General features: G+C 33.2%; 21 protein-coding genes. 11 read left to right on the top strand and 10 right to left on the bottom strand.

Features of this window, described 5'->3' with window-relative positions:
* Positions 1-405: 405 nt before the first annotated feature.
* Positions 406-1,920 (bottom strand): hypothetical protein, encoded by a 1,515-nt coding sequence (locus tag HQN85_RS04760; protein ID WP_246249608.1) that lies wholly within the window; start codon positions 1,918-1,920, stop codon positions 406-408.
* Between the two features lie 229 nt (positions 1,921-2,149).
* Here HQN85_RS04760 and HQN85_RS04755 point away from each other — a divergent pair, with 229 nt between their 5' ends.
* From HQN85_RS04755 to HQN85_RS04745, 3 genes are read left to right on the top strand one after another with little or no spacing between them, the layout of a single operon-like run.
* Complete coding sequence (locus tag HQN85_RS04755) at positions 2,150-3,280, top strand: glycoside hydrolase family 88/105 protein (RefSeq protein ID WP_173269315.1); 1,131 nt, start codon at positions 2,150-2,152, stop codon at positions 3,278-3,280.
* Positions 3,281-3,301: 21 nt separating this feature from the next.
* The gene (locus HQN85_RS04750; RefSeq protein ID WP_173269313.1) at positions 3,302-5,353 is read left to right on the top strand and encodes a glucosidase family protein; all 2,052 of its coding nucleotides are present in this window, start codon (positions 3,302-3,304) and stop codon (positions 5,351-5,353) included.
* Positions 5,353-6,237: a heparin lyase I family protein gene (locus tag HQN85_RS04745; protein WP_173269311.1), complete on the top strand. Its 885-nt coding sequence runs from the start codon at positions 5,353-5,355 to the stop codon at positions 6,235-6,237. Before HQN85_RS04750 ends, HQN85_RS04745 begins: the two co-directional genes overlap by 1 nt.
* Before the next feature lie 306 nt (positions 6,238-6,543).
* Here HQN85_RS04745 and HQN85_RS04740 read toward each other — a convergent pair whose 3' ends face one another.
* The 6 genes from HQN85_RS04740 to HQN85_RS04715 form a co-directional block, all read right to left on the bottom strand.
* Positions 6,544-8,700, bottom strand: coding sequence for an alpha-galactosidase (locus tag HQN85_RS04740; protein WP_173269310.1), 2,157 nt, complete (start codon positions 8,698-8,700; stop codon positions 6,544-6,546).
* An 83-nt stretch (positions 8,701-8,783) separates the two neighbouring features.
* Positions 8,784-9,371: a LutC/YkgG family protein gene (locus HQN85_RS04735; protein ID WP_173269308.1), complete on the bottom strand. Its 588-nt coding sequence runs from the start codon at positions 9,369-9,371 to the stop codon at positions 8,784-8,786.
* Positions 9,364-10,740, bottom strand: coding sequence for a lactate utilization protein B (locus HQN85_RS04730; protein ID WP_173269306.1), 1,377 nt, complete (start codon positions 10,738-10,740; stop codon positions 9,364-9,366). Before HQN85_RS04730 ends, HQN85_RS04735 begins: the two co-directional genes overlap by 8 nt.
* On the bottom strand, positions 10,737-11,477 hold the full coding sequence (locus HQN85_RS04725) for a (Fe-S)-binding protein (protein WP_173269304.1): 741 nt from the start codon (positions 11,475-11,477) through the stop codon (positions 10,737-10,739). The genes HQN85_RS04730 and HQN85_RS04725 overlap by 4 nt, the downstream gene beginning before the upstream one ends.
* 46 nt (positions 11,478-11,523) lie before the next feature.
* Complete coding sequence (locus HQN85_RS04720; protein WP_173269302.1) at positions 11,524-12,402, bottom strand: AraC family transcriptional regulator; 879 nt, start codon at positions 12,400-12,402, stop codon at positions 11,524-11,526.
* A 198-nt stretch (positions 12,403-12,600) separates the two neighbouring features.
* Positions 12,601-15,051 (bottom strand): TonB-dependent receptor, encoded by a 2,451-nt coding sequence (locus HQN85_RS04715; protein WP_173269300.1) that lies wholly within the window; start codon positions 15,049-15,051, stop codon positions 12,601-12,603.
* A gap of 263 nt (positions 15,052-15,314) precedes the next feature.
* On the opposite strand from HQN85_RS04715, the gene HQN85_RS04710 reads away from it, so the two are divergent.
* From HQN85_RS04710 to HQN85_RS04680, 7 genes are all read left to right on the top strand, one after another.
* A complete protein-coding gene (locus tag HQN85_RS04710) occupies positions 15,315-15,623 on the top strand; it encodes a hypothetical protein (protein ID WP_173269298.1) in 309 nt (102 codons plus the stop codon).
* A gap of 198 nt (positions 15,624-15,821) precedes the next feature.
* A complete protein-coding gene (gene cmoA / locus HQN85_RS04705; RefSeq protein WP_173269296.1) occupies positions 15,822-16,562 on the top strand; it encodes a carboxy-S-adenosyl-L-methionine synthase CmoA in 741 nt (246 codons plus the stop codon).
* Position 16,563: 1 nt separating this feature from the next.
* On the top strand, positions 16,564-17,286 hold the full coding sequence (locus HQN85_RS04700; RefSeq protein WP_173269294.1) for a methyltransferase family protein: 723 nt from the start codon (positions 16,564-16,566) through the stop codon (positions 17,284-17,286).
* Positions 17,274-18,179, top strand: coding sequence for an SMP-30/gluconolactonase/LRE family protein (locus tag HQN85_RS04695; RefSeq protein WP_173269292.1), 906 nt, complete (start codon positions 17,274-17,276; stop codon positions 18,177-18,179). The genes HQN85_RS04700 and HQN85_RS04695 overlap by 13 nt, the downstream gene beginning before the upstream one ends.
* Positions 18,180-18,274: 95 nt before the next feature.
* Complete coding sequence (locus HQN85_RS04690; RefSeq protein WP_216847219.1) at positions 18,275-18,538, top strand: hypothetical protein; 264 nt, start codon at positions 18,275-18,277, stop codon at positions 18,536-18,538.
* Between the two features lie 107 nt (positions 18,539-18,645).
* Complete coding sequence (locus HQN85_RS04685; RefSeq protein ID WP_173269289.1) at positions 18,646-18,852, top strand: coproporphyrinogen III oxidase; 207 nt, start codon at positions 18,646-18,648, stop codon at positions 18,850-18,852.
* A 402-nt stretch (positions 18,853-19,254) separates the two neighbouring features.
* Entirely contained in the window at positions 19,255-19,881 is a 627-nt protein-coding gene (locus HQN85_RS04680; RefSeq protein ID WP_173269287.1) for a hypothetical protein, read from the top strand.
* Positions 19,882-19,903: 22 nt separating this feature from the next.
* On the opposite strand, the gene HQN85_RS04675 is transcribed toward HQN85_RS04680, so the two are convergent.
* A complete protein-coding gene (locus tag HQN85_RS04675) occupies positions 19,904-20,239 on the bottom strand; it encodes a MerR family transcriptional regulator (RefSeq protein WP_173269285.1) in 336 nt (111 codons plus the stop codon).
* Between the two features lie 118 nt (positions 20,240-20,357).
* On the opposite strand from HQN85_RS04675, the gene alaS reads away from it, so the two are divergent.
* Positions 20,358-22,988 carry an alanine--tRNA ligase gene (gene alaS, locus HQN85_RS04670; RefSeq protein WP_173269283.1) on the top strand — a complete coding sequence of 877 codons (2,631 nt, stop codon included), beginning with the start codon at positions 20,358-20,360 and terminating at the stop codon, positions 22,986-22,988.
* Between the two features lie 72 nt (positions 22,989-23,060).
* Here the strand turns inward: alaS and HQN85_RS04665 are convergent, their stop codons facing one another.
* Both HQN85_RS04665 and HQN85_RS04660 read right to left on the bottom strand, forming a co-directional pair.
* Positions 23,061-23,567 carry a hypothetical protein gene (locus HQN85_RS04665; protein ID WP_173269281.1) on the bottom strand — a complete coding sequence of 169 codons (507 nt, stop codon included), beginning with the start codon at positions 23,565-23,567 and terminating at the stop codon, positions 23,061-23,063.
* A gap of 23 nt (positions 23,568-23,590) precedes the next feature.
* A complete protein-coding gene (locus HQN85_RS04660) occupies positions 23,591-23,929 on the bottom strand; it encodes a hypothetical protein (RefSeq protein WP_173269279.1) in 339 nt (112 codons plus the stop codon).
* Positions 23,930-24,041: the final 112 nt, after the last annotated feature.

The raw sequence follows: 24,041 nt of genomic DNA, 5'->3' as shown, positions 1-24,041 counted from the left end.
TCAAAAGGAAATCAACGTATGTCAAAAAGAAATCTCGCTATGTAAAAAGGAAATCTGCCTATTTAAAAAGGAAAACTATCAATGTAAAAAGGAAACCTATCTATGTAAAAAAGAAAACTGTCAATGTAAAAAGGAAATCGACGTATGTCAAAAAGAAACTTAGCCATGTAAAAAGGAAATCCAGCTATGTGAAAAGAAAAACTAAGTGTGTCAAAAAGAGATCTGGCTATGTAAAAAAGAAATCTAACACCTCTCTACTTTCTCAAAACCATAACCCAATCCCAAAAAGGCAATACAACCTTGTAGCACCCTGAACAAGTTTAGCTTTGTCAAACTTTTAACAAGCTGCAAAGAAGTTTGACAAAGCTCCTGCATTACAACGCCTTGATCTTTTGGTTAAAGAAATTATTTAACCTTCTTCCTATTTTGAAGCTGTGCTAAATACAATGATTTTGGGTTAATACCAGCTTGGTTTTGGTTCTCCCAAACACCATCAGGCCTGCCTTTTAGGCGACCATCGTATTTTTCACCTTGTGTACCTAAACTATAGTTTTGTCCACCAGCCCAAGGGTTTTGAACCGCTGCTCTTTTAACCTTACAATTCCATAATACTTGTGTTACGCCAGCCCAACCATGTCCACTTCCCCAATTACCTCTATCTTGAACATTAATCTCACCATCAGTATTAATATTGTCAAATAAAGTACCTACTGCCCAACGGTGGTGCGGACCAATATCTGCATGAGTTTTAGTGGCTTTACAATTATAAAAAACATTAGGGCCTAAAGTTTTAGCACCGGTAACATAATCATGTCTAGCTTCAGTTGATTCTAAATTCATGAATAAATTAAGCTGTCCATCATTGTTAAATGAATATCTTCTTCCGCCAGTAATAATTGATTTTGCATCTAAGCATTTCGAATCTTTAACGGTAATCTGCTTTGAGTTTGATTTAATACTTACTGCTGCATAACCAAAATACCTTGTAGTTATATTCCTTACCCAAGCATTTTCAACTTTGTTAAACTCAACAGCAACCCAACCATGGTCTTCATCAATATCAGTTGCATATTCCGATTCGATGTACATGTTTTCAATTCCAACCTCATTAATCCTTCCATTAAAAGAAGCCTTAAAAATTTCAGCACCACCATATTTCTTTTCCATTTCCATCACAATAGGATTATCGATCGTAATCTTATTACCTTCAATTTTCGTAATCTCTCTTTCAAATTGTAAATTATATTCATTAGGCTGCCATTGTTTAGTTCCATCTCTTGCTTCAATTCTGTCCATTTGCAAATCTTTAATCCAGCTATCAGTGCCAGGTCTATACACCACAATATCATCTCCAGTTTTAAATTTACTAGCATCACTTACCGTAAATGAAAACGTACCAACCGGCACAAATTTGTCTTCTATTTTCACTCTAGTATTAGGGATTTCTTTCAATGCCCCATCACCACTAAAAACAATTAAAGATCGTTGGCCTTTACCTGTAGCAATTAATTTCGTGGCGTTTTCTCCTTCGCCTCTTAAAATAATTCCGCTTTTGGTAATATGAATAGTGCCTGGAATTTTATATACCCCTTTTTTAAGCAGAATAGCTCCTCTAAATCCATCTTTATTTATTGGTAATTGAGCTACCTCATCAATTGCGCTTTGCAAAAGCTGCTCGCTATCTCCATTTTCGTTGGCATTTATCGTTTTAACAACCGCAACATTCACTATATTTTTATCACCTTGATGATAACCCACACGACTAAAATCTGGAATAACATTGCCCTTGGCATCTGGAATATATTTTAAAGAACCATCTGCATTTACTTTTATATACTTTGATTCCCATAGTTTTTTAACTACGGGTTTAAAAGATATAAGTAAGATGGCAGCGGCGCTTAATAAGAGTATTTTTTTCATCATTTATAAAATAGGTTAAAAGCTAAATTAATAAGAATGAGCAATAAATGCTAAGCTAATATTGGCAATAAAGTCTTTAATTTATCCCTCAAATAAAAAATCAATCGCCTATACAAATCTTTAGTCACATAAATAGTTTTAATGCTAAAATTGCTGAATGAGTAGCCAATACAGGAAATAATCTATAGCATCAATTTTTGTTTATTGCATTAACCAAATCAATTAAATCATGAAAAAATCGCCAGTAATTTTAGGTTTACTATTCGCTTGTTCAATCGCATGTTTTTCTCAATCAGCAAATTTAACTACATGGCCAAAAGGCTCTTCACCAGAAGAAGTGGGCAAAAGAGTTGCAGCTAGATTTGTAGCTACACCGCATACAAATTTTAATAGACCTACACCACCATCAGTAATCACTTATCCTGAAAGTTGTGCATGGTATGGCGCATTAAAGTTCTCTAAAGCTACTGGTAATGATGTCTTGAAAAATGAATTGATTAAAAGATTTGAACCGATGTTTACAACAGAAGCTAAATTAATTCCGCCAGTTACGAATGTAGATTGGGCTGTTTTTGGTTCAGTTCCATTGCAGCTATATATTCAAACTAAAGATAAAAGATATTTAGAAATTGGACAAACCATTGCCGATAAACAATGGGCTACACCTGATGAAGCGCAAAAGGCGAAGATGAAACCAGAGCAAACAGCGGCATTCGAAAGAGGATATTCTTGGCATACACGCATGTGGATAGATGACATGTTTATGATTACTGCATTGCAAACTCAGGCTTATAGAGCAACTGGGGATGCAAAATACATTAATAGAGCAGCCAAGGAAATGGTCTTGTACTTAGATTCACTACAAAAACCAAATGGCTTATTCTATCATGCACCTGATGTTCCTTTCTTTTGGGGTAGAGGAGATGGATGGATGGCAGCTGGAATGGCTGAGATTTTAAGTTCTTTGCCAGAAAACAATCCCGATCGTCCACGTATTATGAAAGGCTATAAAACAATGATGGCTTCTTTATTAAAATATCAAGCGCCATCTGGTTTATGGAGACAATTGATTGATGAACCAACTGCTTGGGAAGAAAGTTCTTCGACTGGAATGTTTACCTATGCTATGGTGGTAGGTGTTAAAAAAGGATGGTTAGATAAAAAAACATATACCCCAGCTGCACGAAAAGCTTGGTTAGGTTTGGTTTCTTATATTGACGAAAATGCTGATGTGAAAGATGTTTGTGAAGGAACCAACAAGAAAAATGATAAACAATATTATTTGGATAGGAAAAGAATAGTTGGAGATTTACATGGGCAAGCACCAATTTTATGGACAGCTGCAGCATTAATGAATTAATTTATAATCAATAAATCTAGAATGAGATTATTAACTGTTGTTTCCTTTTGTGTTTTTATAGGAATTAGTGCGGTTGCTTTGGCTCAAGTAAAATTAACGCCACAGCAAGATCGATGGATTATCCAAGCGGATGGAAGTATAAACTGGAAATTGGATAAAAGACTACCTCATACCGATCATATAGAAATGAGTGGTGAAAAAGTATCGATGTGGGTGGAGTATGGTATAGATAGTGCAAGTAAATCGACGATTAACAGAACTATTGTTTTTCCAACATTTAGAATGTTGCCAGATGCCACGAGAACACATATTTCTTATTCGTTTACCGATAACGATTTACCTCGTTTTTACATCAACAACAGATTACTTAAAACAAATTTGGCTAAAAGTGGTAAATCGGGAGATTTATCTTACAAAATAACAGGCATTACACAAAAAGGAGTGATGACGGTTAATGCTGAATCTGGGACTCCAGTTTTAGCAAAAATACAACGGAAATTTTATCCTTCAGTAAATCAGCCAATGGCATTTGAAAAATTCGTTTTTACGAATGTAACGGATAAAGACGTGACATTCGCTATGGAATATTTGAGAAAGGAAATTAGAACGGATAGCGCTAGAAGTAAAGGTAAACAGCATAGCATTCTAACTGGAACCATTGGTGCTGGGAACAAAGTGGTTTCGCCAGGTAAATCTATCACATTTACGGTTTATTATATGGCTACGGATAATTCTAGTCAGGTGTTAAACATAAATCCAGATGTTGAAGAAACTGCCAGAATTAATCGTGTCGCAGGTTTAATGGATAGATTACAATTGGTAACGCCCGATAAAATTTTAAATACCACATTCGATTTTGCAAAAATTAGAGCTACAGAGAGTATTTATAAAACAAAAGGTGGTTACATGCATGGACCAGGAGGTTTGGCTTATTATGCAGCAATTTGGGCAAATGATCAGGCTGAATATGTAAATCCATTTTTTGCTTTTTTGGGCGATAATGTAGGAAATCAATCGGCTATGAATGCTTACCGATGGTTTGCAAAATACATGAATCCAGATTACAAACCCATCCCAAGTTCGATAGTTGCCGAAGGTGATGCGGTTTGGAAAGGAGCTGGTGATAGAGGAGATCAAGCGATGATTGCTTATGGCGCTTCGAGATATGCCTTAACATATGGAAACATTGATTCGGCTAAAGTACTGTGGCCCTTAATAGAATGGTGTTTAGAATATAGTCATAGAAAGTTAAATGCAGATGGAGTTGTAAATTCTGATGCAGATGAACTAGAAAATCGTTTTCCGGCAGGTAAAGCAAACTTATCTACCAATAGCTTGTATTATGATGCACTTCGTTCTGCAACTATGTTAGGTAAATTACTAAATAAGCCAGCAAGCCAAACAAATACCTACACCAAACAAGCCGATGATTTAAAAGCAAATATGGAAAAGTATTTTGGAGCTAACGTAGAAGGCTTTGATACCTATAAATATTACGAAACCAATACTACTTTACGGGCTTGGATTTGTATGCCGTTAACTGTTGGGATTTTTGATCGAAAAAAAGGAACAATAGATGCATTATTTTCCCCACGGTTATGGACTGCAGATGGTTTAGCTACTGAAGCTGGTAAAATTACTTTTTGGGATAGATCTACACTTTACGCTTTGCGTGGAGTTTTTGCAGCTGGCGAAACAGAAAAAGCAATGGACTTCTTAAAATATTATTCTCAAAGAAGATTACTAGGTGAACACGTGCCTTATGCTGTTGAAGCTTATCCAGAAGGAAACCAAAGACATTTATCTGCTGAAAGCGGATTGTATTGCCGAATTTATATAGAAGGTTTATTTGGCATGCGACCAACAGGATTTAATACGTTTGATTGTACGCCACGTTTGCCAAAAGACTGGAATGAAATGGCTTTGAATAAAATTAATGCTTTTGGTGGTGAATTTGATTTATCGATATCAAGAGCAGGTTCAAATCAATTAAAAGTAAGTGTAAGCCAAGCTGGAAAGAAAACTAAAACCTATTTAATTAAAGATGGAGCTACTTGCAAAGTAGTATTGTAATGAAAGAAAAAATAATCCTACTGTTAATCTTGGGCTCTTTTTCAATAGTTTACTGTAAAAAGAAAACACCTGATGTACAACCTGAACCTGAAATTATAAAGCCACCTGTTACTGCACCAAAGTTAGGCATATTGTTACAAGCTGACGGACCTGGAAATACGTATGAATTGATTAACAGTAAATTAGGTAGCAATGCAGAAGAAACTCCAGATTGTGGACACGCTGCTTTTGGTCGTCATATTGCAGAAGTATATGATGATATATTAAAGAAAAATGTATTCGAGTTTTATATGCATGTTACACCTGATGATGATCGTTGCAATGGCTCAACAGATAGACAGCGAAATGAAATTAAAAGTTATGGTCCATCGCCAGATAATGTAAAGGGAACAATTGGAGAAACAGTAACTTACAGATGGAAATTTAAATTGGATGCAGGCTTTAAACCCTCACCAAGTTTTACACATATTCATCAAATTAAAGCTGGGGATGGTGACGATGGTTCGCCTTTAATCACCATTACTCCACGATATGGTAATCCAGATCAACTTGAAATTATTCATACCGCAGGTTCGGCGGCGACCAGCTTAGGAAAATTAAAAACAGTAAACCTTGCACCATTTAAAGGTAATTGGGTTGAGGTAATAGAGAAAATTAAATACGGAACCAACGGTACCTACGAGATTAACATAAAAAATGTAAGCGATGGTGCTTTGTTGTTAAACTATGCAACTAATAATATCGATTTATGGAGAACAGGAACTACTTTTTGTCGCCCAAAATGGGGGATATATAGAAGTTTGAATAATAAATCGTACATAAAAGATGAAGCAGTACGATTTGCTGATTTCTGTATTGCCGAAGGTGATGCAGTTTGTGAGTAGTTGTGGTTGTAACCAGTTAGATAATATTTTAGTTCGTCATTCCCGTGAAGACAGGAATCTTAATGCATGACCCCTTATGATATTTAAGATTTAGCTCGCTGAACACATCGTTTTTCCAATCGGATTTGATTGACGAACGTGAGGGCATTTCTAACTACTACTTTAACTAATAAGTGGTTACAATTTTATTGTTGAAAGAAAGTACATAAAGTATCTTTTTTGCAGCATCGTATGCTAAATCAACAGTATTTACTCTTGGTTAAAGGCTATCAAGCAAAGTTTCTACCTTACCATTTTTTTCCATAGTTATTTGCTTGTAATTTCTAAAACAATACTGCTCAATGGTCTTAATTTAGCAGGAGAAACATTTAAACCAATTTCCATTAAATAACTTCCTGTATAAACTTTGCCATTTTCAGGACTTTCTGCTGCTGCTCCCGGAATCAAATTAGTTTCTGTAATAGTGTATTCTTGATCAGGATTTAAACCTTGAAGTTTTACTTTTCCGAAAATTTGTTTCTTCCTTAAATTTAAATTATAGCTAAACAAAACGGCCTTATTTTTAGTCGAATCACTATACATTAATACTGCTCTATCTTCATCATACGGAGATACTAAACGATATAAATCACCATACCAAATAATAGGGTTTAATCGGTTATAATTTGCAATAGCAGCACTGCTGAAGTTAATTTCTTCAGGCGTCATTTTATCCACACTAATATCATAACCCAATTTGCTCATCATCGCTACATCTGTTCTAAATTTAAGAGTTTGCTTACCCATAGAAGTTACATGACTAGAAATAGTATTAGAAGGGAAGAAATAAGAATAACCCCATTGAATAAATACACGTTCGGCGGCATCAGTATTATCACTTGGCCAAAACGAATCGAAATACTTAAGTGCACCATAATCTGTTCGTCCACCGCCACCAGAACATAACATAATACCTAAATGAGGATATTTACCTCTAATACGTTGCATTACTTTATAGAAACTCTCTGTATAATCAATAAATAAACGCGATTGATCTTTACCTAAATAAGGAGAATAAGTATTTGACATGAATCGATTGTTATCCCATTTAATATAGCCTAAACCAGGATTTTCGGTCATCATTTTATCTACGAGATTAAATACAAAATCTTGAACTTTTGGATTAATCAAATCTAAAATCAACTGATTACGTTGGTAATTTTCAGCCCTATTTGGAAGTTTTAAAACCCAATCTGGATGTTTTTCGTACAACTCACTTTTAGGATTTACCATTTCTGGCTCTAACCAAATACCAAATTTGATTCCTTTTTTAGTTGCCTCTTTTACCAAATAACCTATTCCATTTGGCAGTTTTTTACGATCTTCTTGCCAATCACCCAAACCAGCCTTATCATCATTTCTAGGATATTTATTCCCAAACCAACCGTCATCTAACAAGAATAAATCAAGCCCTAATTTTTTCGATCCATCAAATAATTCAACCAATTTTTCTTGGTCAAATTTCACATGTGTGGCTTCCCAATTGTTTAATAAGGTCATTCGAGGTTTTAAACCATCTAAAACTCCATAAACACGAGCCCATGTATGTAAATTTCTACTGGCCTGGCCTTTACCATTGGCACTATATGTAAATATAAATTCTGGAGTCATAAAATGTTCACCAGCTTTTAAAGTAAGAGTAGAAGCATAAGGGTTAATGCCCGAAATTATCCTTAATTTATTCGTTCTATCTACTTCAAATACAAACTGAAAATTACCTGTCCATGCAATTGTGCCAGCAATTACTTCGCCTTCTGTTTCTGTCGATATTTTATTTGGTGCTAAAAAAAACACCGGACTTTGATACATATTTGCTCTACTGCCTAATTTGCTATCAATTATTTTAATGCCACTCGTTAATTGACTTTCTTGCATATCCATTTCACGAGCCCAATCTCCATGAAATTGAGTGAGAAAATAATTTGAAGCATCAAAATGTAACATAGAAGAAGCATAATTACTTAAAACAACGCTATTTTTTTCTTTATTGATGATTTCTGTCGAACTGCTTAATACATTCGATTTAAAGGCCGCTTTGAAATGTAAAATAACTTCGGTTTGATAAACTGGATCTTTTAAATAGATATCAGTTTGAGTGATATCATCATCTAATTTTTTGGTTTCTACTTTGTTAAACCGCAAATCTAAAGATGGATTTCCATCAGCATGTACCATACGAATAGCAGGTTCGAAAACATCTTCCATGCCAGCACCAATATAGGCTTCCATACCGTTTCTTAATTTCGCATACGTATCTTTTGATAATGCTTTTCCGAAATAACGTTGGAATAATTTTCCACCTTCATCGCCAGCAAAAACTAAACTAGTATTTTGAGTTTCGATAACAATTGGAGTACGATTTTGTGCCCATAAAAAGGATGAGCAAAATAAAGAAATGCTAAAGAGTATAATTTTCGGATTCATATATTTTAGTTCTGATATAAAAGAAACAATTCTAACGGCTATTTAAGTAGTTGTTATTAGCTAGCTACTCAATTAATTTGACATTAAATTAAAAATACCCAGAGCGATCTTGCGCCATGTGCACCAAGTACTAAACTCTGCTCTATATCGGCAGTTTTTGATGGCCCAGCGATAAAAGTGCCATAACCATAATGCTCATTTCCAATTTTTTCATACGCATGATGCATGGTTGGTAAAATATCGATTTTATTAACAATCAAAATTAAATGTTGTGTAATAAAAGGCAAAACCCTATCCAATAACATTGCTTCACTTAACCAACATGCCCCATTTTCCGCTACTGCGAAATGAGCAGGTAAAATAGCAAGTTCAACATTTTGTAGCTCATGTGGATGACGATTGTCAATAGCATTAATGGCGATTTCTTGCATAGTAGATAAAGGCGAAATCACTCTGATTTGGTCTAATGAATAGTTTGCTTTTAATAAGGAGATAATCTCAGTAGTATCCGCTACAACTGTTACTTTTCCTCCAATTCCAGTTAAAACTTGAGTGAATTTTTCGATTAAAGCAGTTTCTTGTCCTTGAAAAAAAGAATCGAGCTGAGGCAATAAAGTTAATTCTGGTTGATTTGCTTTAACAGCTGCTAAAATCTGATCTCTACTATTCATTATTCTTTCTATTGATTTTATACCATTCTCCAAATGAACTTTTTGGTACCTTGGGCATTTCTCTTTGTAAATACCAAGCATTAAACTTATTGTTTATTATTAATGGTGCATATTTAAGTGTTGTTCTTGCAGCTTTTCCGGCTATTTTATAAAGTGTAGGCGAAGACAGGGTAGTGGCCATAGTTTTCATTGCAATTTCCTTAGCTGTGGTAGCGTAACCTTCTTTTACTAATACTTGTCGCCATTTGTAAAGTTGATCATGTATATCAATTTTAACCGGACAAACATTTGAGCACGAACCACACAAAGTGGATGCAAAAGGTAAATCTGCATACTGTTTCATGTCTAAATTTGGTGCTAAAATAGCTCCAATTGGCCCAGAAATGGCATTATGATAACTATGTCCTCCACTACGTCTATACACCGGGCAGGTATTCATACAAGCTCCACAACGAATGCATTTTAATGAATTTCTAAATTCTTCTCTACCCAACTGACGAGTTCTACCGTTATCTACCAAAATGATATGTAATTCTTTGCCATCTCTTGGTTTAGCAAAATGGCTAGAATAGGTGGTAATCGGTTGTCCGGTTGCACTCCTGGCCAATAATCTTAGAAACACAGAAAGATGCTCACGTTTTGGGATGATTTTCTCTATGCCCATACAAGCAATATGAATATCAGCTAAATGCGCTCCCATGTCGGCATTGCCCTCGTTAGTACAGATTACAATTTCTCCTGTTTCTGCAACTGCAAAATTAACACCTGTTAGCGCAGCTCTTCGAGTTAAAAAAGTATCTCTTAAATGTACACGAGCAGCTTCTGTAAGTGTTTGTGGATCTGCATTTCCTTTTGGTGTACCTAAATGTTCGTGAAATAATTCGCCAATTTCTTCTTTCTTTTTATGAATACAAGGTAAAACAATATGGCTTGGTGGTTCTTTTGCCAATTGTACAATGCGTTCTCCTAAATCAGAATCTATGACTTCTATTCCATTTTGCTCCAAATATTCATTTAAATGGCATTCTTCAGTCAACATTGATTTACTTTTCACCATTTTATTGATGCCTTTTTCCTTTAACAAGCGATGTACAATCTCGTTATGTTCTTTAGCGTCAACTGCCCAATGGATGATGATACCATTCTTTAATGCATTTTTTTCAAACTCAAGTAAATAGTCGTGTAAATTAGAAAGTGTATTTGATTTAATAGCTGATGCAGCATTGCGCAAATTCTCCCATTCTGGAATTTGATGTGCAGACTTATCTCTTTTCTGTCTAATCCACCATAGGGTTTCATCGTGCCAATCTACTCTTTTTTCATCTTCGTTAAAGATATCCGCTCTTTCAGCATGATCTAGAATTTTCATGCTTTTACTCCATTTAAAATTTCTGCAATATGAATTATTTTGATCGGACTTTGTTGTCTGTTTAAAATTCCTTCCATGTGCATTAAACACGACAAATCTACGCCAGTAATGTATTCTACATGATGTTTAGCGTGATCCTTTACTCTGTCTTTTCCCATTTTAACAGAAACTGTCTCCTCAGCTACACAAAAAGTGCCGCCAAAACCGCAACATTCATCTTTCCGATCTAGTTCTACTAATTCTATATCTTTTACTAAATTTAAAAGCTGTCCTGGTTTAGAGAAATCAGGGGCATTTAATTCGGTCATCTGCGACAGCTTTAAGCCTCTTTGTCCATGACAACTTTGGTGCATTCCAACTTTATGAGGGAAACTACTTTTTAAGACATCTACTTTCAGAATATCAGTCAAAAATGAAGTTAATTCATAAGTTGTTGCTGCAATATGTTTAGCTAATTCAGGTTCATTTTCATCATGTAGATGTTCCCTAATATGTAAAACACAGCTACCAGAAGGAGCGACGATATAATCGAAACCACTAAAATTTTTAACAAAAAGAGAATTACATCCGCCAGTTAAATGCTCAAAACCAGAATTTGCCATTGGTTGTCCACAACACGTTTGAGAGCTTGGATAAGTCACATCAATTCCTAAATTTTCTAATAACTCTAAAGTAGCAATTGCCACTTGCGGATAAAATTGATCTACATAACACGGAATAAAGAGGGCAACCTTCATAAAAATGGCAAGAGCTAGGATTTAAGAGCAATTAAATAAAATCTATTTAATTGTTATGGTGTGAAATAAATTCTTTTTGATAGTTTAATGGGCTTTTACCAGTTGTTATTTTGAAATATTTGTGAAAGCTGGCTAAATTGTTAAATCCACTTTCGTAGCATAATTGCTTAATGTTTAATTTATTTTCCATTAATAGTTTACAAGCATGGCCCACTTTTATTTCTGTTAAAAATCTGGAATATGTTTTACGGGTTTTAGATTTAAAGTATCTACAGAAAGAATTTGGGCTAATTACCGCTACATTAGCAATTTCTTCTAGATGAATTTTTCTTCTAAAATTACTCAAGGTATAATCGTAAATGGCATTAATGCGTATATTCTCAGATTCATCATAATCTTGTTTAAAGCCAATTGAGGAAAGCTTTACGGTTTGGTTGCAATTAGCAATAAGAGAAAGTGCTTCTATTAACAAAACAATGCGTTGAGTTCCTTCAGCAGTTAACATTTGCTCTAATAAATCGGCCACTTTTATTTTTACTTTGCCGTTTATTTGTAAACCTCTTCTGCTATTTTCAAGTAATGATTTAATCGCCTTATTTTCTGGAAGATTTAAGAATTGATCACCCCAAAAATTTTCGCTGAAATGGGCAACTCTAACATCGGCACAAGCTTTCGATTGGTCATTGAAGTACATGTCGTCAAATCTCCAATAATGAGCTAAATGAGCGCCTACTAATACGATGTCGCCTGAACGAAAGCCTTTAATGCTATCACCTATAAATTGAGTTCCGACACCTTTTTTTAAATGGATAAGTTCAACCTCTGGATGATAATGCCATTTATTGTTCATGTAAGGAACTAAATCTCTTCTTACACTAAATGACTGAGCAGGCCCAGTTGAAACTTTTAATAATTGAGGTTTCATGTTAGTACAGTGGTTTATAATTGGTCAATTAAATATACAGTATAATTATACTATCTTTCATATTAATGCCAATATTGCTGAATATTTGGATAATTCGAGCTAATTTTTGAGATTTAATTATTCAATTTCTGTATTAATTTAATTACAAAAAAAAGCCTCGACCATTTTAATGATCGAGGCTTTTTTGATGGTTTATAATTAGAATTTATAAGAAAGTGTAGTTATAAACTGACGAGGTGGAATTGGGTTTACGCTGTAATTCTCATGAACGAAATAATTTAACTCGTTTGTAATGTTGGCTACTTTTGCTAATAAAGAAAGCTTTCTCCAAGCGTATCCTGCTGATAAATCAAATGTTGTAAAATCACTTAAGGGAATTAATCTGCTTGGAGTTCCGGTTTTGCTGTCGTTATAACCTCCATTTCGATTTCCCGTGTAATAAGCGGATGCACCTAATTTTAGACCTTTAACACTTCCATTTTGGAAGGTATAGAATAAGGTTCCATTAGCTGTGTTTTTGGTCGAACCCACTAGTCGTTGCCCTTCAACAATACCACCAATTGTTGTGGTTGTTGTACCAGAGGTAATTGTGGTTTTGTCTAGGGTTTCTGTGTAGCGGATAAAATTATAGCTATATCCAGCAATGAAGTTTAAACCTTTGATAATAGTTCCTGTTAAATCAAACTCAATACCATCACTTGCTGTTTTTCCACTTAATTCTTTCACATTAGTATCGCCGTTTGGTGTGCCATCAGCTTTAAGCAAAGCCTGTTGTGCAAATTTATTATTGATAATTCTATATACCGTAATGTTTGCAGATAGTTTTCCATCTAATAAATCGTTTTTGATACCAGCTTCATACTGATCAACTATTGAAGGATCTAATGGTGCACTGTATATATCCATTCCAGCATTTGAAATGAAATTATTCGCATAACTTACATAAAGTGAAGTTGCTTTTAAGGGCTGATAAATCAATGCGAATTTTGGAGAAAAAGCAGTTTCGACCTTAGACTTTCCAATAATATTATTGCTTAAAGTTTTAGCACCTGTAGCAAATGAAGTAGTTACTGTTCTAGGTGTTTTTTGGAAAGTATAACGAACTCCAGCTAAAACTTTAAATTGTTCTGTTAGAGAAACTAAGTCTTGCACAAAAGTACCCATTCGGTAAACTGGTGCAAAGGTTTCAGAAATAGCAGTTGTTGTTGGTAAAGGTGCATTATTATTAAAACTATTAGGATTTAATAAGTTAATATTACCATAATTATAAGTTGTGGCACCACCTGGATAAGCAAAAGCATTCGAAGTTACCCTAGACTGATCGGCATCTGCACCAACTAATAAAGTGTGTGTAATGCTACCTGTTTTAAAATTACCGTTAATATTAATTTGTTGGTTATAAGTAAATTCTTCTGTTTTAGAACGAGTAAGGTTTCTAGCAGCAACACCTGCAGCATTTGCAAAAGGGCGCTCTGCGCTATAATAATTTCTGTTATAAGACTGCAAACTAGCAATCACATTTAATTTCCAGTTGTCGTTAAATTTATGATTTACATTTAATTGAGTACTCGTAGTATTAGTTTTATTATATGCTCCTGGTGCATTTAAATAGGTGCTTCTGCCAATGTTTACAATTTTATTATCCACAGAACCTATACCAAAATCTGGAGTGTAATCACTTTTCAGGTAATCGCCTTGAAGCAAAATATCCGTTTTCTCGCTTATTTTGTATAATAGAGATGGGTTTACGTAGGTTCTTTTGGTATTTACACTTTTTCTAAAACTACCTGCATCTTCAAAAGTACCAATTACGCGAAAAGCTAAGTTCTTTGTAATAGGGCCATAAATGTCGCCAGTTGGTTTGTATAAATTATAACTACCACTACGCATAGCTACTTCACCACCATATTCGAATTTTGGTTTTTTAGTTACCAAGTTTACAACTGCGCCACCAGTAATTCCACCATATAATAATGCTGCGCTACCTTTTAATACCTCAACAGACTCCAATGTACTGGCTTCTGGCATACCGCCACTGTTTGCACGGGCACCGTTTTTAAATACATTATTTGTACCTAAACTATATCCTCTAGCAAAGAAAGTTTCACCACTTACAGAGCCCCGGTTTTCGCCAAAAGCAACACCATTTACGTTTTTCAAAACATCGCTTAAACGATTAGCTTGTTGATCAGTAATAACCTGATTACCAATGATCTGAACAGATTGAGGCAAATCTATAGGTGCGATTGCTATTTTACCCAAATTGACTGGCTTTTTGTTGGGAGTTTTATAACCTGTAACCGCTACCTCAGCTAATTGAGAAGCGGATTCTGTAGTCAAGAAATTTATTTCAGTGGTTTGTCCTTGAGTTACCACAATTGATTTCTCTTGAGAAACTAAACCTACTGCAGAAATTCTAATAGTATAATTTCCAGCAGAAATATTGTTGATTGTGAAATTTCCATTTTCATTAGTTTGAGACGTTTTGTTGGTGTTTTTTAAAACCACACTTACATAAGCTACAGGCAAACCATCGCTTGTTTTTATTGTTCCTTTTACTATTCCAAAATTGTTTTGAGCTTGCACTGCTCCAAAGAAAAAAATAGATAGGGCTATTAAATTGAGAGATTTTGTAAATAATTTACGCATATATTTATTTGGATTAATTCTAAATTACTGCAAAGATAAGATGAGGATTGAAAAGCACAAATTTTATTTAGACTTATTTTAAATAATAATATATAAGAAAAATTGCAATAAGTTTGTGAATAATAAACGTTACTTAGTTGGAAGCTATCTTGAAAGTAAAATTTTAAAAACTCATTATTCTGATCAAATTCTGACATTTTATCACGTTTCGGTAAAATAATTTAAGTACATTTGCTAAAAATAATAGTATTTATTCCTGCCGTATGAATGTCACTGTCCTTGCTATATTTGATGAATTTAATCATAATGCTTCTTTAGCGAAAGTAATGAAGGAACGATTAATTCGCTTAGCTGCTGAATTACAGGATGTTCATTTAAAAAGTTTTTCTGCGCTTAAGCCACTATCTGATGATGTTGTAGTTTACATTAGTTATAATCCAAAATATACTATCCGTTGGAGAATTGTAAACGATGTGCCTAGCTTTGTAGAGATAGAAGTAGCTAAGATTTGTGCATTATTAAATTACATTCCCTGGAAAACATTAGCTATTAATGTGTTCAAGCAAAGTTAAGCTTTAATCAATTTAAAGAATACTGAAAGTAATATACTATCAGATTACCTATTCCTCTTAAAATAAAACTTCAAGAACAAACTGAATGCTTTATGTGTTAAATGAAAGTTAACATTGTTTTATTATATATGTTATCAATCATTTAGTAATAAATCATTGTTAGATTTATTGCGAGTAAATAATACTCATTCAGAACTAATGGATAAAAGGGATAACCTAGATAATGTTTTTAAAGAAGAAATAAAAAAACCATCTGATTTTAAGTTTGGCGCTACTGTTGCCAATGCTTTTGATGATATGGTAGAGCGTTCTGTACCTTTCTATAATGAAATACAGCGTATGATTATAGAATTAGCAGTAGAGCATGCCTTACCCGATACTAATGTGGTAGATTTAGGATGTTCGACCGGTACAACAATGATCGGCCTTAATCCATATGTAGCAGAAAACATTAAGTTTATTGGAGTAGATGATTCTGCTGAAATGCTTAAAAAATGTGATGTTAAACTAAAACAATCAGATTTTAAAAGAAACTACGAATTAGTACAGGCCGATTTACACGAAGACATTAAGATCGAAAATGCATCTGTAGTTATTTTATGCTTAACCCTACAATTTGTTCGTCCAATTTTTCGCGAAAAACTATTAAAGAAAATATATGATGGTTTAGTTCCTGGTGGAGTATTGATTATTTCAGAAAAAATCTTAGCAGAAGATAGTTTATTCAATAGAAATTTCATTAAATACTATTATGATTATAAGCGTCGTAATAATTATAGTGAAATGGAAATTTCTCAAAAAAGAGAAGCGTTAGAAAATGTATTAATACCTTATAAATTAAGCGAAAACTTTAAAATGCTCAAAGAAGCTGGTTTTCCGCATACCGAAACCTTTTTTAAATGGTATAATTTCACAGGCTTTATCGCAGTAAAAAACTAACATGATAGCAATAGGTAACTTCTTTTTTAAATACAGAAATTTCTTGTTTATTTTCTTGTATCTCGCTTTGTTTATTCCATCTCCACAGCTTTTTACTGAAAGTGTATTAGGGCCAAAATACTATCAATATCCTTTAATTATAGGTTTGTTCATTACCATATTAGGGCAATTAATTAGAGGGATTACTATAGCTTTAGCATATATTGTTCGTGGAGGGAAAGATAAAAATGTATATGCAGATCGCTTAGTGGTCGAAGGATTTTTCAGTCATTGTCGTAATCCATTATACGTAGGTAATATTTTAATGTTAGTTGGAGTAGGTATTCTAATTAATTCTCTGTTGTTCATCATCATTTTTATTCCTTTGTTTTTGTTTATCTATCAAGCAATTGTATTGGCTGAAGAGAACTTTTTGAGAAATAAATTTGGTAAGCAATTCGAGGCTTATTGTGCTCGTGTTAATCGCTGGTGGGTAAATTTTAATGGCCTTGGGAAAACCATAAATGGTATGGCATTTAATGGGAAAAGATGGCTCATTAAAGAATATAATACCCAAACAATTTGGTTGGCAGGCATAGTCATAATCCTACTCTTTTACTACCCACAATTAACAAATGGCAATGAAGACTTAAGAAATAAAATTTGCATTGGTGCTGCAATTTTATTAGCTATTTATTATCTTACTATCCGTTATTTAAAGAAAAGCGGTACATGGAAAGGATAAAATTTTATTCCCTTATTAAAATATTTCTGGTTTGTTTTTTATTCTCATTTGCAGTAAGTGCGCAAACTAATAAGCCTTTATTTAAGGATAGCTTAAAACTTATTTCTTCTCAATTTAAATTTACTGAAGGTGCATCAGTTGATAAAAAAGGAAATGTATTTTTTAGCGATCAACCTAGCAATACCATTTGGAAATATAGTGTAGATGGAAACTTATCTTTGTTTACAGATAAGTCAGGAAGAGCTAATGGTACTTATTTCGATAAAAAAGGGAATTTACTAGCATGCGCAGACGAAAATTTTCAAATTTTATCGTTCGATAGAAATGGAATATCTAAATCCATTTATAAAAATCCAAAAGAAAATGATTTGAATGGTCCAAATGATTTATGGATAGATAAAAAAGGCGGGATTTACTTTACTGATCCTTATTATCAAAGAAATTATTGGACAAGAAAAACTCCAGCTATAGTTGGTGAAAAAGTATATTATATACCAAATAAGGAAGAATCTCCAATTAAAATTGTGGAAGAGGGTTTAGAAAAGCCTAATGGAATTGTTGGAACTCCAGATGGTAAATTACTATATGTGGCCGATGCAAAGGCAGGTAAAATTTATCAATATTCTATTCAACCTAATGGTACGTTAACAAATAAAGTGTTGCTCATTAATCAAGGTTCCGATGGAATGACATTAGATGAGAAAGGTAATATTTATTTAACAGGAAACGGTGTTACTATTTTTAATAAAGAAGGAGTGCAAATAGAGCATATCAATGTTTCTAAAACACGTACATCTAATCTGTGTTTTGCTGGAAAAAATAGGAACATCTTGTTTATTACAGCGGGTAGTTCCATTTATATTTTGCCAATGTTGGTAAAAGGAGTAGAGTAATGTTAGCAATTATTACAATGATTTTTACAAACAATTAAATTAAATTATGGTTATTGCTATTAGGGCTTATCAATGGAAATTAATTTACTTGTATTATGTTGAAAATTGATTACTTGTGCGAAATATTCGAAAATCAACTCCCATATCTTTATACCTTATTACAAGTTGATGTTAATGATGTGTTTTGTGTTTGCATTGGCGATCAATTAATAGGGACAATAAAAAAAGTGACGAATGGTTGGGAGCAAATAGGTGGCAGAGAAATGTCTAATGAATTTATAGATGGTGTCGGGAAATTTTTAGAACACAGGTTTTATAATGCTGAAATATCTATGCCTTCCTTAGTAGTAGGTCATTAACTAAGGTTTTTAAAATATTAAAAACTTTTTTTACTAAAAAGCTATTTAATATATGGTCATTGACTAAACATTGACGGAATGAACATTTAACCTTAATAAAAAAGACAATGAAATTCAAATTCTTAATAGTCCTCGCAGTTGCTGGTATGGCAATAGGGGGATGTAGTTCAAGCAAAAATAGTAATGGAACAATGGATTCTACGGCAATTGATAGCGCTAGAAAAGATAGTTTAATGCGTGATAGCTTAGCTCGTGACACCAGTAAAATGTTACCAGATACTACAAAACGTCCAGATACCACTAAACACGAATAGAACAACTTAATGATAATAATTGAAATGCGTAGGATGTCCTATGCATTTTTTTATATAAATAGAATTGGAGTATTAGATATGTGTAGAAAAATTTACCCTTATTCAGGCAGCAATTACACTATTTGGGGAATTAACACCTCATTATTCAATGTTGTATTTTTTTCAATTGCTTAATTTAATAAAATATTTTTTAAAAGTTTTTAAAAATATAATTTATTAATAATGAGCTTATTTGGCTTAATTCGAAAGATTATTTTAATTTTTTTATAAAAAAATTAAAATAAAACTTGTGTAATAATAAAATATTTACGGTATATTAGATTTGTGGCACGGAGAAAATATAAAATTGATTTCCTTCATGCCACATAAACACATTGAAGCTTATTCCATAAAATTAAAGAGATGAAGAACTACTACAATGCCGAATCAAATTTAAGAAGTTATAAAAGCATTACTTTATTTTTCCTTGTATTAACAGGTTTGCTGTGTGCACAAATTACTAAAGCACAATCTCCTTATAAAGTGGAAGGAGATTCTCAAATCAAAATTTCTATTGATTCAAGCCAAAATGTAATGAGTGCACTAAGTGCTGAAGGTAATTTTATCATTAAAGATGGGATGTTAGATGAAATTAATTCTTTCGAACTTGATTTGCCAATAGCAACTAATAACTCTAAAAATAACACTGTAGATAAAGAAGGAATAAGCTTTAAACTTACACATGTAATGATTTTACCAATGATGAAAATGATTCATGCAGTAGGAATTTTAAATGTTGGTGGTGTAAGTACTAGAACAGATTTAGAGTTTAATTTTGTAATGAACAATGATGAAAGCATTACATTGAGCGGTTACAAATCAATAAAATTAAGTGATTATCACAAAGAGCCAAATTTTGCCTTAGCTTCTCTTGCAAAAAATAATGAGGTAAATCTTAATATGAATTTGATCTTTAAAAGCAATCAATTTTATTCAAATAACACTATAGTTAATAACAGCAAAATGACTATTATAAGTGCTAGGGATTAAATTAAGATGATTTAATTTAGAATTAGATTTCTTCGTTTAATTTCAATAAAAAATCCTTCAATTTTTCTAACGAAGCAATAACTTTTTGGTTTTCTTTAACTTCACTATTGTTATTTTTTAAATGGTCTTTGGCGCCTTTTAGTGTGAAGCCTTTATCATCGACTAGGTGAAAAATAATCTTTAAATTTTCAATATCCTCAGGAGTAAAAAGACGATTGCCTTTCTTGTTTTTCTTTGGTTGAAGTACATCAAATTCTTTTTCATAAAATCTAATTTGCGATGCATTTACGCCAAACATTTCGGTAACCTCGCCCATGGTATAATACATTTTATTAATATCTCTCTCTTTGTACGGCATGTTTTAATCTGATTATGAATTGTTTGTAGGTTTTACTTAAAGTATCCAAATGTAAAGGGATTTTAGTAGAATACCGCAATAAAATTTTAATTTTGTTTTTCCAAATTTTCTACACAGAATGACAGCAAAAGAAATAAGACAAACCTATTTAGATTTTTTCAAAAGTAAACAACATCATATTGTAGCATCGGCACCAATTGTGGTTAAGAACGACCCTACTTTAATGTTTACAAATGCCGGTATGAACCAGTTTAAAGATTTGTTTTTAGGTGAAGCTGCCATAAAATACCCTCGTGTTGCAGATACTCAGCGATGTTTACGTGTTTCTGGAAAACACAATGATTTAGAAGAAGTAGGTATAGATACTTATCATCATACCATGTTCGAAATGTTGGGTAATTGGAGTTTTGGTGATTATTTTAAGAAAGAAGCCATTGCATGGAGCTGGGAATTATTAACAGAAGTATATAAAATTCCAAAAGACCAATTGTACGTTTCTATTTTTGAAGGGGATGAAAAAGAAGGTTTACCACGAGATACCGAAGCTTTTGAATTGTGGAAACAATATGTTGATGAAGACAGGATCATCTTAGGAAATAAAAAGGACAATTTCTGGGAAATGGGAGATACTGGCCCATGCGGACCTTGTTCTGAAATTCATGTTGATTGTCGCCCTTTAGCAGAAAGAAACGCATCTAGTGGAAAAGATTTAGTAAATGCAGATCATCCTCAAGTAATTGAGATTTGGAATAATGTATTTATGCAATTTAACCGTGTTAAAGATGGTTCATTAAAACCTCTACCTGCGCAACATGTAGATACAGGAATGGGTTTTGAACGCTTAGTTCGTGTATTGCAAGGCAAAACTTCAAATTATGATACGGATATTTTTCAACCCTTAATTCAATTTATTTCAGACAAATCTGGATTTGACTATAATAGCAGTGCTGAACCTGGAGACAAAGGATGGAATGAGGCTGTAGCAATGCGGGTAATGGCAGATCACATCAGAGCAATTTCTTTTGTTATAGCTGATGGTCAATTACCATCAAATAATAAAGCTGGCTATGTAATTCGTCGAATTTTGCGTAGAGCAGTTCGTTATACTTATACATTTCTAAACTTAAAAGAACCATTTTTAAACCAATTGGTGCCAGTTTTAGCTGAACAATTTAAAGGAGTTTTTGATGAATTGTATTTGCAAAAAGATTTTGTACAGAAAGTAGTTTTAGAGGAAGAAGTTTCGTTTTTAAGAACATTAGCTACAGGAATTCAGCGTTTTGAAAAATATGATACAAATGAAATTATAGATGGTAATTTTGCTTTTGAACTTTATGATACTTTTGGCTTTCCAATAGATTTAACAGAGTTGATGGCTCGTGAAAAAGGCTTAACTGTTGATATGGAGGGTTTCAATAAAGCTTTAGCAGAACAAAAAAACCGTTCTCGTGCTGCAACTGCCATAGATACTGGAGATTGGGTAATCGTAAATAAGGATAATGATACTGAATTTGTAGGTTATGATTTAACGGAGATTGAAACTGAGATTTTAAAATACCGCAAAGTAAGTGCAAAAGGTAAAGAGCAATATCAAATCGTTTTACGACAAACACCTTTTTATGCAGAGAGTGGTGGTCAGGTTGGAGATGTTGGTCGTTTAGAAGATCATAGCCGTCAGTTTTGGGTAGAAATTACAGATACCAAGAAAGAAAATGGAGTAATTGTTCATTATACAGATACTTTGCCAACAGATTTGGAAGGTAAATTTTGGGCCGTAATTGATGAAGATAAAAGAGTTTTAACTGAAGATAATCATTCAGCTACCCACTTATTACATGCTGCTTTGAAGAAAGTTTTGGGTTCGCATGTTAATCAAAAGGGAAGTTTGGTCAACTCAGATAACTTGCGTTTCGATTTTTCGCACTTTGCAAAAATCAGTGAAGAAAATTTAGCGCAAATTGAGCACATCGTAAATCAAAAAATTAGAGAAAATATTCACTTAAAAGAACAAAGAAATGTTCCTTATGGTGAAGCAATTAACTCTGGTGTAACTGCATTATTTGGTGAAAAATATGGTGATTTTGTTCGTGTAATTACATTTGATGATCATTTTTCTAAAGAATTATGTGGTGGTACTCACGTAAAAGCAACTGGACAAATTGGTTATTTCAAAATTGTTTCAGAAAGTGCTGTGGCTGCTGGTGTTCGTCGTATTGAAGCGATAACAGCAGAAAAGGCAGAACAATTTATTGTGAACCAAAGCAAAGAATTAAATCAGTTAAAAGGTTTACTAAAAGGAAATCAAAACATCAGCCTTGCGGTACAAGCTTTATTGGATGAAAATGCGAAATTGAAGAAAGAAGTAGAAAAAAGCATTTTAGCCAAAGCTGGAGATATGAAGCAAACCATTGCTGATAAAGCTGAAAATATTAATGGAATTAACTTTATTGCAACACAAGTTGATTTGCCAAATGCAGAAGCTGTAAAAAATCTAGCGTTTGAAGTTAAAGCCTTAGTGCCAAATTTGTATTTAGTATTTACTACATTAATTGATGAGAAACCTGGAATTACAGTGATGATATCAGAAAATATAGTGTCAGATAATTTAAACGCTGCAAAAATTGTTCGAGAATTAGGTAAAGAAATTCAAGGTGGAGGAGGAGGACAGCCATTTTACGCAACGGCTGGTGGTAAAAATGCAGCAGGTTTGGCTAGTGTATTAGATAAAGCAAAGAATTTCTTAAGTTAGAAATTGAGTTTCATTCCATAAAAAAAAAGCCTCAATCGATTGGATTGAGGCTTTTTTTTAGAAACATTTTAACTAGTGCTTTCCTTTACCGTTATGGCCCTTTCCATTGCCATTGTTCCCTTTACCTGTGTACATTTTTTTCGCTTGTCCAGGAGGCATTCCGTGTGGATGACCTTTTACAACATAGTATTTTTTATCATTACTATTTTTAATAACTAGTTGTTTGCCACCCCAATTTTTATATTTACCATATTTAACCTTATCATTTTTATAATTTAAATAAGGTCTGTCTCCATTCATAACAACTTTGTAACCATTATACAAATTGTAATTGCTGTATCTAGCCGGTAATGAATTATTAAAAACCCAATTTCCATTGTCTAAATAAACAAATTGACGTTTAGGAACAGAATAATAGCTGTCCACATCTGGTAAATAATAATAATCAACGTGATCATATCCAACTGGACCCCATAACGGTTGGGAGCCAATATTAATATTTAAACTAACTTGGGCTTTTGCATTGTTATGAAATAATGTTACAAAACCAAGTAAGGCTACTAAAATTAACTTTTTCATTTTATGTTATTTAGATTGTGAAATTAATGTCTTCCTCTTCCATGACCTTTTGAATGGCCATTAGGTTTATTATAATGTTTATAATTTACCTTTTTAACAGAATAATACCTGTTTGCAGGTCTATAATTAGTGTAATACGTACGACGAGTTTGTGGTTGTGCTCTATACACTACTACATTTCTTTTCGGATAATAGTTGTGATGTCTTTCTACATAAACCACTTCTCTAGGCGGGGTATAATACGAATTATAACCGTAGTAATTAGGGGTTCCTATGTTTAAACTAATACTAACTTGAGCTTTTGCGGGTTGATAAGTAGCTGCTGCAATTCCTAACACAGCTACAATAATTAACTTTTTCATAGTTCTAAAATTTATGTGTGTATTAATATCAAATCTAATTTTGTGCCACAAGCATATTGTTACCCATTTAACAATAGAATTGATACATTATTTGCCTATCTTTGAAAAGTCT

The organism is Pedobacter boryungensis (genome assembly GCF_013204825.1).
Classification (GTDB): domain Bacteria; phylum Bacteroidota; class Bacteroidia; order Sphingobacteriales; family Sphingobacteriaceae; genus Pedobacter; species Pedobacter boryungensis.
This window is presented reverse-complemented; position numbering and strand designations above follow the sequence as displayed.

Excerpts from the sequence above, each read along its gene's own strand:
- HQN85_RS04760 (WP_246249608.1), bottom strand. The coding sequence starts at position 1,920 with ATGAAAAAAATACTCTTATTAAGCGCCGCTGCCATCTTACTTATATCT.
- HQN85_RS04755 (WP_173269315.1), top strand. The coding sequence starts at position 2,150 with ATGAAAAAATCGCCAGTAATTTTAGGTTTACTATTCGCTTGTTCAATC.
- HQN85_RS04750 (WP_173269313.1), top strand. The coding sequence starts at position 3,302 with ATGAGATTATTAACTGTTGTTTCCTTTTGTGTTTTTATAGGAATTAGT.
- HQN85_RS04745 (WP_173269311.1), top strand. The coding sequence starts at position 5,353 with ATGAAAGAAAAAATAATCCTACTGTTAATCTTGGGCTCTTTTTCAATA.
- HQN85_RS04740 (WP_173269310.1), bottom strand. The coding sequence starts at position 8,700 with ATGAATCCGAAAATTATACTCTTTAGCATTTCTTTATTTTGCTCATCC.
- HQN85_RS04735 (WP_173269308.1), bottom strand. The coding sequence starts at position 9,371 with ATGAATAGTAGAGATCAGATTTTAGCAGCTGTTAAAGCAAATCAACCA.
- HQN85_RS04730 (WP_173269306.1), bottom strand. The coding sequence starts at position 10,740 with ATGAAAATTCTAGATCATGCTGAAAGAGCGGATATCTTTAACGAAGAT.
- HQN85_RS04725 (WP_173269304.1), bottom strand. The coding sequence starts at position 11,477 with ATGAAGGTTGCCCTCTTTATTCCGTGTTATGTAGATCAATTTTATCCG.
- HQN85_RS04720 (WP_173269302.1), bottom strand. The coding sequence starts at position 12,402 with ATGAAACCTCAATTATTAAAAGTTTCAACTGGGCCTGCTCAGTCATTT.
- HQN85_RS04715 (WP_173269300.1), bottom strand. The coding sequence starts at position 15,051 with ATGCGTAAATTATTTACAAAATCTCTCAATTTAATAGCCCTATCTATT.
- HQN85_RS04710 (WP_173269298.1), top strand. The coding sequence starts at position 15,315 with ATGAATGTCACTGTCCTTGCTATATTTGATGAATTTAATCATAATGCT.
- cmoA (WP_173269296.1), top strand. The coding sequence starts at position 15,822 with ATGGATAAAAGGGATAACCTAGATAATGTTTTTAAAGAAGAAATAAAA.
- HQN85_RS04700 (WP_173269294.1), top strand. The coding sequence starts at position 16,564 with ATGATAGCAATAGGTAACTTCTTTTTTAAATACAGAAATTTCTTGTTT.
- HQN85_RS04695 (WP_173269292.1), top strand. The coding sequence starts at position 17,274 with ATGGAAAGGATAAAATTTTATTCCCTTATTAAAATATTTCTGGTTTGT.
- HQN85_RS04690 (WP_216847219.1), top strand. The coding sequence starts at position 18,275 with ATGTTGAAAATTGATTACTTGTGCGAAATATTCGAAAATCAACTCCCA.
- HQN85_RS04685 (WP_173269289.1), top strand. The coding sequence starts at position 18,646 with ATGAAATTCAAATTCTTAATAGTCCTCGCAGTTGCTGGTATGGCAATA.
- HQN85_RS04680 (WP_173269287.1), top strand. The coding sequence starts at position 19,255 with ATGAAGAACTACTACAATGCCGAATCAAATTTAAGAAGTTATAAAAGC.
- HQN85_RS04675 (WP_173269285.1), bottom strand. The coding sequence starts at position 20,239 with ATGCCGTACAAAGAGAGAGATATTAATAAAATGTATTATACCATGGGC.
- alaS (WP_173269283.1), top strand. The coding sequence starts at position 20,358 with ATGACAGCAAAAGAAATAAGACAAACCTATTTAGATTTTTTCAAAAGT.
- HQN85_RS04665 (WP_173269281.1), bottom strand. The coding sequence starts at position 23,567 with ATGAAAAAGTTAATTTTAGTAGCCTTACTTGGTTTTGTAACATTATTT.
- HQN85_RS04660 (WP_173269279.1), bottom strand. The coding sequence starts at position 23,929 with ATGAAAAAGTTAATTATTGTAGCTGTGTTAGGAATTGCAGCAGCTACT.